We start from the raw sequence: 13,677 nt of genomic DNA, 5'->3' as shown, positions 1-13,677 counted from the left end.
GCCCGTCCAAAAAGGACGGGCGGGACGCCCATCCCACAATCTTGTGGAAGTTATTTAATTCTCATTCCTTAACCCAAGCGTATTGGGTAATGATTGGGAGCTCGCTTTAATTAAACATAAAATCCGATCGCTTTTAGAGTCCCGACAACTAGGCGCGAAGTTGAGGTTCTCCGTATTCTGTTTTTATAAGTGGTATTACTTAGCCAATCCGGCTTAATACCCGGTCGGTTATCTTAGTCCGTAAGAGCCTGGACGAGAGTATGTGTAGCAACAATTTAAATCCCCACGTTATCTAAAACGCTTGAAAAGCCCTATTTAGTAAGACGCCAAACATCTTGGAAAAATTTTCAGTGCATTTTGGATGCTGCTGTTTCATTCTTTACAGTAAAATTACATAATTTTTGGTTCAGGGCCTTGTCAGTGAATTTACTTAAATGTTATATTTTCAGCATACAATCACTGTCAGACGGAAGAATCTACTTTTCAATCAAACAAGACTGGTCTCTAAACCGAGCCTGATTTTTCTATATCCGTGTTTAGAAACAAGTAGAAAAACTTTACTTAACTCAAGATGAATCCCATGTTAAAACTGAGTGCTTTATTCCCAATCCATTGCGATGACCGAGCCATCAGCCACGTATTTTTTTCAGTGTGCAAACAATGGCAAAACCCTGAGCTGAAGGCTCGCATGGTTGTCCCGAGTTGCGATAGCTCCTGTCGCGACTCAAATATAGTTGAAGCAATTCCGTCATTGCTGAAAAAACTGTATTACCGCAGCGATAGTGCTCCCAAAATTAAGGCAGAGAAGCATTTTCTCAAAGATATCAAAAATTTTGATGTTGCCTACTTGTGGCCCGGTCTCTCAGTAGATACTGTAAAAAGCGTTAACAAGCAGAGTAAGGCGATTTTTTTGGAGCGAGTTAATACTTGTCAAAGGCAAGCTAAGAGTATCCTTGACGATGCTTACTCTCGCTTGGAATTGCAACCTCAACACACAATTACCCCAGAAACAATTAAGAACGAAGAGGAAAAACTCAAGCTAGTTGACTTCCTGTTTTGTCCCAGTCCGGCAGTAGTAAAATCGTTTCAAGACGCCGGAGTTCCTGAAGAAAAACTGCTGTTAACCACTGAAGGTTGGTCGCCAGAGCGTTTCCCCAATTATCAATTCCAAAAACCGCCATCAGAGGAAGTTAACGTCCTTTTCCTAGGCTTTGCCTGCGTCCGCAAAGGGGTTCACCTACTGTTGCAGGCTTGGGAGCGAGCTGGGATTAAGGGAAAGCTGACTATTTTTGGCAGACTCGAACCGGCGATCGCTCAAACTTGCAGCCATTTGCTGGAACGTTCTGATGTAGTTCACTTTGATTATGCTTTGGACTACAGTTCTGCCTATCGCCAAGCTGACTTTTTTGTCTTACCCAGTCTCGAGGAAGGTAGCCCACTCGTCATCTATGAGGCGATGGGTCATGGTTTGCCTATTCTGGCTTCACCGATGGGAGGAGGCGGTGTTGTGCGTGATGGCATTGACGGCATAATTCTTCCTCCCTACGATACTGACGCCTGGGTGGAGGGACTGCGCCAACTATCTAATTCTCCTGATTTGCGCGCTAAAATGGGAGCCGCCGCCCGCCAGCGAGCTTTGGAGTTGACTTGGCCACAAGTTGCTGCTAGGCGCGGAGAGCAGATTCGGCAAAAAATGCAGGCAAAATAAAAACTAAATAGAAGAGGACTGACCAAAAAAATGGGATGCAAGCCCCTTCTTCAGTGGCCGGCTTTTCTTGATTTCTGATATAGTCCTTCAAAACTTCTTTCTTACGCACCCCAGCAGAAACAGCAAAATAACTAGGACTCCATAATGCTTCTTTGTGGGGTTTTTTGTGTCTAGCCTGCCCGTACCGACGGCTTAAAGGTTGAGTCGAATTTAGGTGATAGGTGGAATGAATCGGCTAATGAGCAGTGCGTTGAGCTAAGATTGCACCCAGCCATAGAAAAGGGGTAAAACTTTTGACTATGACATAAAATTATTTTGCAATAGGTCTAATGTAAATTGTGTAGCCTGTCTTTGATTTTTGTGCGAGTCAACAATGCAGACTCACAGCGTTCCCAGTAAATTTTAGCAACGCGATCGCCCTGATTCTGACGCCAACACTCGGAAAACAGTCGCGCCGCTTCAAAGAACTTCCCTTCCGAGTAAAGTGCCCTAGCTTCTGCAAACAATTCCAGCGTAGCTAACTTCGCCTGTTTAATTTCTGGTGAATCTGCATCAAACACCTCATAAATCGTCACAGCTTCAGATTTTCCCTTGACTTTTACCGTATCGAGAGTGCGGATTGCGTACTGGGAAGGATTTTTCAGGCGTCCATAAGTGGGTTGGGTAATTAACAGCGCCACCCCATAATTTTTTGTCAAACTTTCCACACGAGAAGCTAAATTCACCGCATCGCTGATTACCGTCCCGTCCATGCGATTGGGTCCTCCCACAGTTCCCAGCATCAAAGAACCCGTATTAATCCCAATCCCAATCTGAATCGTCGCACAGCCAGCGTTAGCGCAGTATTCATTGTATTCAGCGAGACGGTGCAGCATAGCAATTCCCGCTTTCACCGCATTATCCGCCTCGCCACTAAACAGCGCCATAATTGCATCGCCAATATATTTGTCGATAAACCCGTGATTTTCATTAATGACTGGTTCCATGCGAGAAAGATAAGAATTTATAAATTTGAAATTATCCTCCGGCGTCATAGTTTCCGAAAGCGTGGTGAAGTCGCGAATGTCGGAAAACAACACCGACATTTCTAACTGCACTTGGTCGCCCAATTCCACATCAATAATGCTTGATTTCTCTAAAAACTGGAGGAATTGATTGGGAACGAAGCGCTCATAAGCTTTGTTGAGTAGAAACAGTTCAGCGGTAAATCTGATTCGCTCTGTTTCCGCTTTTTTGCGATCCGTGATATCTTGAAAGGCTACAATTGCATAAGAAATATTGTCCTTTTCATCATAGATGGGAGTACCCCAAGCCTCGATCGGAATAATCTTGTTGCCTTGGTGGATTTCCATATCCTCAGCGGTGGCACTTTCGCCCCTCAACGCTCGCACAATCGGCAATTCAGCAGAGGAATATTCCCGATCTGTACCAGCTTTATACACTTGATAAACCTCGGATATTTGTTCGCTGGTGACGTTAGGAATAACTCCTTTACCTAATAATTGAATAGCAACACGATTATTATAGTAAGGTTTGCCAGAAGCATCCAGCACTGACACCCCGACTGGAATTGCTTCTAAAAATTGAGTCAGCCTGTTTTCACTTTCGCGGATTTCTGTATAGAGTTGAGAATTTTGAATCGAGATAGCCGCTTGTCCCGATAACAGTTTTAATAGTTCCACTCTTTCAGGGGTAAAAGCTCCGGCTGTTAGGTTATTTTCTAGGTAAACAATACTAATAATTTGAGATTGGTTAATCAGCGGCACGCATAAAATTGATTTGGGCTGATTTTTTCGGATGTAGGGGTCGTTGGTAAATTGTCCCTCTCGGACAGCATCATCAAGTACCACGCTTTCTTGAGTACGACTCACATAATTGACAATGGCGGAGGAAAGTTCTTGACAGGTTTCAACGGGGATTGACTGCAACACGGTGACTTGTTCGGAGTTTATGGATCCTTCAGCTTCAACTAATAGCTTTGCCTGGTTTGATAAAATGAGATATCCTCTTTGCGCCCCCGCATTCTCAATCAAAATTTTCATCAAGTTAGACAGTAGTTTATCCAGCAAAATTTCACCTGAAATTGCGGTCGCTGCTTTCATTACTGTGGTTATATCTAAGTTAGTAGCCAAACCAGTGGTCGTCACTTTTGCGCTAGCTTTAGTGTTTTTTATTCCCACCTGAATAGGTTTTAATAAGGGGGAGTATCGCCTTTCTAAATCTTTTATTTTAGCAGTAGATCCCCATTGGATATAACAATAATACGCCTCAATCATGTAGAGTTGGGCCAATTTTTCTTTATCCCATTCTAGGTAAAATTTGGCTGCGAGTTCGTTGGCAAGGGCTTCTTCGTTGAGAAATTGATTTTCTTTAGCGAGGGAGATGGCGCGATCGTACATTTCAATCGCCTCAGCTTTATTACCCAACACCCGTTGCCGTTCTGCCTCAACTAAATACCATTTATGCAGATAATTCATCGGAGCATTTTGCGCCCACTCTTCGAGGGTGGTTCGATCAATTTCTACTAAGCCAAGAATTTCTGTTTGCTCAATTGCTTGCTGTGTGGGGAAGAGTGCCAAGTTTGTCAGAGCTGCATAGAAATGGAAAATGGGAACAAGAACTAATCCCGATACTGCCATTAAATACTGTTTGGCTTGAGCAATGTAGTCGATCGCAGCCGTGTAATTGCCATAGCAGTAAGCAAGCAGCAGTTTGTAGATGTAGGCAGTAGCGATCGCCGTGAATTCATTAACCTCATGGTGTTTAGGAATCATCACCGTTTCATCGTAGGCAGAGCCGATTAAGCAATCCGACAGAATCCCGTCTTCCCTCAAGTTCAACACCATCTGCTGCGTCATATCTAAATAAACCTGAGCAGAATATTGCTTTACCTGCGCCATGACAGCACTGTAAGCTGCTATTTCGGGTTCCCAGGTATCCAGTTCTACCCCACTGAAAAAGTTGGTATGAAAGTAAAAACCTAGGTTGTTGCCAGCGTGTAGAAAATCGCCAGTTTCTATGCTAGCCGTATAGCCCTCTTTCAGTGTTGATATCGCTGCTCTCATAGCTTCCTGATGATGCTGAATCATGGCCCCAAACAGAACTAAAATGACGGGCTTGAATTCCTGAATATTAAAGTGTTCGAGCAATGAGAGTGCTAATTTGCCAAAGGCATAGCCAGTTTCTACTTGTTTCAAAAAACTACACAACACTATACCGTGAATTCCATACCCCTCGCTTGATGCCGGTGCATTTCCAAAAGAGAGCGATAAACTCACCATTGTCGAGCTAAGCAGTGGTAGTAATTCTGGCAGTCCCTGGTAAATGGGTGAAATTAACATTCCTAACAGTTGCATAGTTGCCTGAGTATGAAGATCGGTCATCACAGGCAGGTTAATCAATTCTTCTACCCTTCTTCCCTGGAGTTGACTGGCAAGGGTTTGTAGAGCTTTGTTAATCAAAGCTTCGTCAGGTTCGGGAGGCAGTTCAACTCCTAATTGCAAGAGTGCATCTCTACCCACTGCGATCGCCTCCAACATCTTGCCCTGGGCTGCATGAGTAGCGATTTGAATTTCGTAAATTTTAATTTTGTCTAAAATCGTCTTAGCTTCTTGCAATACCAATGCTGCCATCTGTTCCATACCCTCAAAGTCAGCATTCAAATAGGCAGCTTCGGTAGCAGCAACATAGAGATTCAGGGTCAATTCATACTGAAGAAGCCAGCAGTTGGCTGTTAGTAGCTCAATCCCTGTTTGCAGATAGACCATTGCGGCTGCGTAGGCGGTAGAATTTCTGGCCTTACCTCCCGCTTCTAAGTTGAGTAGGGCTAAGGCTTCTCGTTCGCTTAATTGATTGATTAACTCAATTCCTTGATTTAAATGCCCCACAATATCAAAGAGTTTTTCTTCTCTTTCTATGTCCGAATATTTGTGTAGGAGTAACTGTCCAATTTTGAGATGAGTAGCTTTTTTTTTGTTTTCGGGTATTAGGGAATAAGCTGCTTGCTGGACGCGATCGTGCAGGAACTTATAAATTGGGTTAGCCACAGACTCAGTAGGGGATTGAGCATCTGTTTGAAGGAAGTTATAGCCTTCTTTTATCAGTATAATAAGTCCTTCTTGCAAGGCTTTCCAGAGTGCTGATTCCGTTTCTTCTGGTAATTCTTCGCTGACTATTGCCAATGTCTCTAAATCAAACTGTGCCCCAATGCAAGCCGCCAACTTGAGAACATTCTGAGTTTCTTTCGGCAACTTCTGCAATTGCGCCGCCATAAACTCCACCACATCCGAGGCGTGGGTAAGTCTAGCTTGAGCAATATCGCACTGCCACCCCCCTTTACTTCCCCCCTTAGTAAGGGGGGACACAGGGGGGTCAAAGATAATTTGACCATCTTCATACAAGGCCTTGAGGAATTGAGTCGAGAAAAAGGGATTACCTTGGGTTTTTTGATAAACCAATTCTGTCAAGGGCCCGGCTAAGGATAAATCGCAAATCAGCGTATCTGCCACTAACTGATTAATATCTGCTAAACTCAACGGTTGCAGCGTAATAGTGTTCACCACTGCGCCAGACTTAACAATCTCATCCACCGTCAGCATAAATGGATGAACAGGGGAGACTTCATTATCCCGATAAGCACCCAATACTAACAGATGCCCCCTATCCTCCATTAACAGTTGTAGCAACTTCAGGGATGCCGAATCCGCCCACTGCAAATCATCTAAAAATATCACTAATGGATGTTCGGCGGTGGTAAATACTTGCACAAATTTCTGCATCAGCAGATTGAAGCGATTTTGGGCGGCACTCCCGGACAATTCTAGTGCAGGACTTTGAGCGCCAATGATGTGTTCTAATTCAGGAATTACGTCAATCAAGACTTGCCCACTCTCGCCTACTGCGGTGAGAATCATGGTTTTCCATCTGTGTAACTGAGCGTCACTTTCTGATAATAATTGCCCCATCAATTCCCGAAATGCTTGCACAAATGCACTAAAGGGAATATTGCGTTGAAATTGGTCGTATTTGCCTTTGATAAAATAGCCACGCTGTCGGGCGATCGGCTTGTGAACTTCGTTCACTACTGCGGTTTTACCAATCCCAGAAAAGCCAGCTACTAGCATCATTTCACTGCCGGATAAATGCGATCCCCCCCCGCCCTGGGCGGGCACGGGGGCACCGCCCCTACTAAGGGAGTCACATGAAGCCCCATTTATTAAGGGGGGCTGGGGCGATCGTCTTGATGCAATCCGTTCAAAAGCAGCTAATAGATTATCAACTTCACTTTCCCGGCCGTATAACTTTTCGGGTATCAGGAAACGGTCTGTAATATCTCGCCTTCCCAAGTCAAATTCTTCTATGCTATCGGTTTGTTGTAATTGAAGCAGACACATTTCTAAATCATGCTTTAGCCCCCCGGCTGTTTGATAGCGGTTTTCTGCGTTCTTCGCCATCAGTTTACTGACAAGTTGAGACACAATTAGGGGAATTTTTGGCTCTATTTCGTGCGGAGTAACTGGCTGTCTAGCAATGTGGCAGTGAACAAGTTCTAAAGTATCTTCAGTCTCGAAAGGTAGTTTTCCTGTCAGCAATTCGTAGAAGGTGACACCGAGAGAGTAAAAGTCAGTACGGTAATCGAGAGTGCGATTCATTCTCCCCGTTTGTTCTGGTGAAATATACGCTAATGTGCCTTCTAAAATGTTGGGGTTTTTCAGGGTGGGCGTTTCTCGCGTTAGCTGAGTGGATATGCCAAAATCAATAATTTTTAATTGTTCTGTTTCCGGGTTGTAAACAATATTTGAGGGATTAATATCTTTGTGGATGATGTTGGCGCTGTGAATTTGCCCTAAAATTTCAGTTGTGGCGATCGCAATTTGTAAAAATTCTTCAAGAGTAAAGGAGCGCTGCTGCATCCAAATTGTCAAGGATTCCCCGCCAAAGTCCTCAACAAACATCACGAGGCTATTTTGGTATTTTTGCAAGTCATAGACTCGCACGACTCCCGCCTCTTTCAACTCTTGGGTGATGCGGTATTCGGTGCGGTAGCGCACCAATTCTTGAGGTGTGGGGTAGCTTTCTTTGAGGAGTTTGAGGATAATTGGCTCTTTATCTGCTTCCCGAATGGCCCGGTAAACCAGAGAGTTGGCGCTTTCATAGAGAAGTGTCTGGACGGCAACGCCTGGAATCGAGAGCATATTGGTTTTTTTTGCTAAAAATTAAAGCTAACTCAAAACGCACCAGCTTTCTGTATACAATAGCGCGTTAGAAACGAAAAATTTTTGTTTTTGTAACAAATGTTTAGTTTTTCCGGTAACAGCCTGCAAATACTTTGGGGTAGCCCCGATCGCGATCGCCTAATTTGTAGAGTGTCTCAACAGTCGATCGCACTTTTGCTGTGATTTTCAGGAATAGCAACCACTTAATGTAAATTGTGTAGCCTGTCTTTGATTTTTGTGCGAGTCAACAATGCAGACTCACAGCGTTCCCAGTAAATTTTAGCAACGCGATCGCCCGGATTCTGACGCCAACACTCGGAAAACAGCCGGGCCGCTTCAAATAACTTCCCTTCCGAGTAAAGTGCCCTAGCTTCTGCAAACAATTCCAGCGTAGCTAACTTCGCCTGTTTAATTTCTGGTGAATCTGCATCAAACACCTCATAAATCGTCACAGCTTCAGATTTTCCCTTGACTTTTACCGTATCGAGAGTGCGGATTGCGTACTGGGAAGGATTTTTCAGGCGCCCATAAGTGGGCTGCGTAATTAACAGCGACACCCCATAATTTTTTGTCAAACTTTCCACACGAGAAGCTAAATTCACCGCATCGCTGATGACCGTCCCGTCCATGCGATTTGGTCCTCCCACAGTTCCCAGCATCAAAGAACCCGTATTAATCCCAATCCCAATTTGAATCGGCGCATAGCCCGAATTAGCGCGGTTTTGAGTGTATTCAGCGAGACGGTGCAGCATAGCAATTCCCGCTTTCACCGCATTATCCGCCTCGCCGCTAAATAGCGCCATAATCGCATCGCCAATATATTTGTCGATAAACCCGTGATTTTCATTAATGACTGGTTCCATGCGAGAAAGATAAGAATTTATAAATTTGAAATTATCCTCCGGCGTCATAGTTTCCGAAAGCGTGGTGAAGTCGCGAATGTCGGAAAACAACACCGACATTTCTAACTGCACTTGGTCGCCCAATTCCACATCAATGATGCTTGATTTCTCTAGAAACTGGAGGAATTGATGGGGAATAAATCGCTCGTAAGCTTTGTTGAGTTGAGCCAGCCTGCTTTCATTTTCGCGTACTTCTGTATAAAGCTTAGAATTTTGAATTGAGATAGCCGCTTGTCCAGATAACACTTTTAATAGTTCCACTCTTTCAGGGGTAAAAGCTCCCGCTGTCAGATTATTTTCTAAGTAAACAATACTAATGACTTGAGATTGGTTAATCAGCGGTACACATAAAATTGATTTGGGCTGATGCTTTCGGATGTGGGCGTCGTTGGTAAATTGTCCCGATCGCGCAGCATCATCTAGTACCACGCTTTCTTGAGTGCGACTCACATAATTGACAATTGCGGAGGAAAGTTCTTGACAGGTTTCAACGGGGATTGACTGCAACACGGTGACGAGTTCGTCATTGATGGTTCCTTCAGCTTCAATGAACAGTTGTCCCTGGCTTAACAAAATTAGATAGCCTCGTTGCGCCCCTGCATTTTCCATCAAAATTTTCATCAAGCTAGACAGTAGCTTATCTAGCATAATTTCTCCAGAAATCGCCTGAGAAGCCTTCATGACTGCGGCAATATCTAGGTGATTTCCCGAACCAGTCGTTGTCATTGCTACGGTAGTTTGAGTGTTTTTCCTTCCCGGTTGAGTTACCGCGAATAAGTGAGGATATCGCGTTTCTAAATCCGTTACCTTAGCAGTGGCTCCCCATTCAACATAACAATAATACGCCTCAAATATGTAGGCTTGAGCAACTTTTGTTTTGCCCCATTCCGAGTAGAATTTGGCTGCTAGTTCGTTGGCCAGGGCTTCGTCATTAACATATTTGTTTTCTTTGGCTCCCGAAATTGCGCGATCGTACATTTCAATCGCCTCGGCTTTATTGCCCAAAACTCGATAGCGTTCTGCTTCCACTAAATACCATTTATGCAGATAATTCATCGGAGCATTTTGCGCCCACTGTTGCAGCGTGCTTTGATGGGTTTCCACTAAGCCAAGAATTTCAGTTTGCTCAATTGCTGGCTGTGTGGGAAAAAGTGCCAGGTGCGTCAGGGCAGCATAAAAATGAAAAATGGGAACAAAAGCCGATCCAGATACTCCCATCAAATACTGTTTGACTTGGGAAATGTGGTCTAGGGCAGCCGTATAATTGCCATAGCAGTAAGCAAGCAGCAGTTTGAAGATGCAGGCACAGGCGATCGCCGTAAATTCATTATCCTGATAGTGCTTGGGAATCATCACCGTTTCATCGTAGGCAGAGCCTATTAACAAATCCGGTCGAGTATGGGTTTCCCTCAAGTTATGCACCGTCTGCTGAATCATATCCAAATAAATCCGCGCAGAATATTGTTTCAACTGCGCCATGACAGCCCTATAACTTGCTATTTCTGGTTCCCAAGTGTCTAGTTCTACACCAGCGAATAAATGAGTATAAAAGCAAATATATATGTTGTATCCAGCGTCTACAAAGTCGCCGGTTTCCATACCAAACCTATAGCCCTCTTTCAGCGTCGGTATCGTTGCCAAAAGAGATTCTTGGCGATGCTGAATCCAGCCACCAAACAAAAGTAGAACTGTGGACTTGAATTCGGGTACATTCAACCTATCGAGCAATGAAAGTGCCAATTGCCCAAAGCCATAACCCGTTTCCACCTCTTGTAAAAAGGCACACAACACCATCCCGTGCATCGCATAACCCACCGTCGATGCGGGCGCATTTCCAAAGGAGAGCGATAAACTCACCATCGTTGAGCTCAGCAGGGGCAGCAAACCGGGCATTCCCTGGAAAATGGGTGGAAACAACATACCAGACAGTTGCATAGCTGCCTGAGTCTGTGGATTTGTCATCACAGGTAGATCAACCAATTCCTCAATCTTTCTGCCGCCGAGGAGAGCCGCAAGGGCTTGTAGCGCTTTGCCAATCTTGGCTTCATCAGGTTCGGCAGGGAGTTCAATCCCCAATTGTAAGAGTGCCTCTCTTGCTACTGCGATCGTTTCTAACACCTTGCTCTGAGCTGTCTGAGCGGCAATTTTAATTTCGTAAATTTTAACTCGATCTAAAATTGTTTGAGCTTCTTGCAAAACCAGCGCTGCCATCTGTTCCATACCATCAAAGTCACCATTCAAATAGGCAATTTCAGCAGCAGCAACATAAAGATTTAGCGCCAATTCATATTGAGTTTGCCAGCATTGAGGTGTCAGTAACTCAATTCCCGTTTGTAGATAGATATTTGCCGCAGCGTAGGCGGTAGAATTTCTAGCCTTACGTCCAGCTTCTAAGTTTAGTTGGGCTAAGGCTGAGCGTTCACTTAACTGAGCGATTAACTCAATTCCTTGATTTAAATGCCCCACAATATCAAATATTTTTTCTTCTGTTTCTATCTCGGAAGAACTTTGTAGTAGTAACTGTCCAATTTTTAGATGAGTGGCTTGTTTTTGGTCGTCAGGAATCAATGAATAAGCCGCTTGCTGGACGCGATCGTGCAGAAACTTATAAGTGGGATTAGCAACAGACTGATTTGGGGATTGAGCATCTGCTTGAATGAAGTTATAGCCTTCTGAAAGCACTAAAATGAGTCCTTCTTGCAAGGCTTTCCACAGCGCTGATTCCGTTTCTTCTGGTAATTCTTCGCTGACTATTGCCAATGTCTCTAAATCAAACTGCGCCCCAATGCAAGCCGCCAGTTTGAGAACATCCTGAGTTTCGGCAGGCAACTTTTGCAATTGCGCCGCCATAAACTCCACCACATCCGAGGCGTCGGCAAATTTAACTTGATTAATATCGCACTGCCACCCCCCTTGTACCCCCCTCTGTCCCCCCTTGGTAAGGGGGGATGAAAGGGGGGTGGGGGATTGAGGGGGGTTAAAAATAATTTGACCATCTTCATACAAGGCCTTGAGGAATTGAGTCGAGAAAAAGGGATTGCCTTGGGTTTTTTGATAAACCAATTCTGTCAGGGGCCCGGCTAAAGATAAATCGCAAATCAGCGTATCTGCTACCAACTGATTTAGATCTGCTAAACTCAACGGTTGCAGGGTAATCGTATTCACCACTGCCCCAGACTTCACAATCTCATCCACAGTCAACATAAACGGATGAGCCGGTGATACCTCATTATCCCGATAAGCACCCAATACTAACAGATGCCCCGTATCTTCCATCAATAGTTGTAATAACTTCAAAGATGCGGAATCTGCCCACTGCAAATCGTCCAAAAACATCACTAAGGGATGTTCTGCTTGGGTAAATACTTGCACAAATTTCTGCATCAGCAGATTGAAGCGATTTTGGGCGGCACTCCCCGACAATTCTAGTGCAGGACTTTGAGGGCCAATGATGTGTTCTAATTCAGGAATTACGTCAATCAAGACTTGCCCACTCTCGCCTACTGCGGTGAGAATCATGGTTTTCCATCTGTGTAACTGAGCGTCACTTTCTGATAATAATTGTCCCATCAATTCGCGAAATGCTTGCACAAATGCACTAAAGGGAATATTGCGTTGAAATTGGTCGTATTTGCCTTTGATAAAATAGCCACGCTGTCGGGCGATCGGCTTGTGAACTTCGTTCACTACTGCGGTTTTACCAATCCCAGAAAAGCCAGCTACTAGCATCATTTCGGCACTAGCATTACGAACTCTTTCAAAGGCTTTTAATAAATTATCAACTTCAGTTTCTCTGCCGTATAACTTTTCGGGAATCAGGAAATGGTCTGTAAGATCCAGTGTTGCCAAGTCAAATTCTTCTATGCTATCGGTTTCTTGTAATTGAACGAGACACATTTCTAAGTCCTGCTTAAGACCCAATGCAGTTTGATACCGATTTTCCGCATTTTTTGCCATCAGCTTGCTGACAATTTGCGAGACAATTAGGGGAATTTCTGGCTCGATTTCGTGCGGTGGAACTGGCTGTCTGGCAATGTGGCAGTGAACTAGCTCTAAAGCGTCTTCTGTTTCAAAAGGCAGTTTTCCTGTCAGTATTTCGTAAAAGGTGACGCCGAGGGAGTAAAAGTCAGTGCGGTAATCGATAGAGCGATTCATCCTACCAGTTTGTTCCGGCGAGATGTAAGCGAGGGTTCCTTCTAAAATGTTGGGATTTTTCAGGGTTGGCATTTCTCGCGTTAGCTGAGTGGAAATACCAAAGTCGATTATTTTGAGCTGTCCGGTCGCGGGATTGAATACTATATTAGAAGGGTTAATATCTTTGTGGATAATATTGGCGCTATGAATTTTCCTTAAAGTTTCAGTGGCAGCGATCGCAATTTGCAGAAATTCCTTGAGGCTAAACTTTCGCTGCAGCATCCATATTTTCAAGGATTCCCCGCCAAAGTCCTCCACAAAAATCACCAGGCTGTTTTGGTATTTTTGCAAGTCATAAACTTGCACGACTCCCGCCTCTTTCAGCTCTCGGGTGATGCGGTATTCGGTGCGGTAGCGTAGCAATTCTTGAGGTGTCGGGTAGCTTTCTTTGAGCAGTTTGAGGATGAGCGGTTGGCGATCGGCTTCCCGAATCGCCCGGTAAACTAGAGAATTGGCACTTTCGTAAAGCAGCTTCTGGACGGCAATGCCTGGAATGGAGAGCATATTTATTTTTCTTGTAATAATTAACGCGAAGTCAAAACACACCGGGTTCGTTGTGTCGAGAATAGCGCTTTAGAAAGGAACAAATTATGTTTTTATAACACAATCTTAATTTTTCGGCAGCGCAGTGGCTTTCCGGTGGTCTGACAGAGTAAGA

The 13,677-nt window shown here is 44.3% G+C and carries 3 protein-coding genes and 1 pseudogene; 1 reads left to right on the top strand and 3 read right to left on the bottom strand.

Annotation, left to right across the window (positions count from 1 at the left end; translation table 11 throughout):
- Positions 1-580: 580 nt before the first annotated feature.
- Positions 581-1,708 carry a glycosyltransferase family 4 protein gene (locus tag QUB26_RS13790; protein ID WP_333318435.1) on the top strand — a complete coding sequence of 376 codons (1,128 nt, stop codon included), beginning with the start codon at positions 581-583 and terminating at the stop codon, positions 1,706-1,708.
- Positions 1,709-1,763: 55 nt separating this feature from the next.
- Here the strand turns inward: QUB26_RS13790 and QUB26_RS31995 are convergent.
- The 3 genes and pseudogenes from QUB26_RS31995 to QUB26_RS13775 form a co-directional block, all read right to left on the bottom strand.
- Positions 1,764-1,940: pseudogene (locus QUB26_RS31995) on the bottom strand (transposase); the annotation flags it as partial.
- A 94-nt stretch (positions 1,941-2,034) separates the two neighbouring features.
- Positions 2,035-7,902 (bottom strand): protein kinase domain-containing protein, encoded by a 5,868-nt coding sequence (locus tag QUB26_RS13780; RefSeq protein ID WP_333318433.1) that lies wholly within the window; start codon positions 7,900-7,902, stop codon positions 2,035-2,037.
- 224 nt (positions 7,903-8,126) lie between these two features.
- Positions 8,127-13,523, bottom strand: a complete 5,397-nt coding sequence (locus tag QUB26_RS13775; protein ID WP_333318431.1) for an AAA family ATPase — start codon at positions 13,521-13,523, stop codon at positions 8,127-8,129.
- Positions 13,524-13,677: the final 154 nt, after the last annotated feature.

The sequence above is a fragment of the Microcoleus sp. B4-C1 genome (assembly GCF_036705285.1).
GTDB lineage: Bacteria > Cyanobacteriota > Cyanobacteriia > Cyanobacteriales > Microcoleaceae > Microcoleus.
This window is presented reverse-complemented; position numbering and strand designations above follow the sequence as displayed.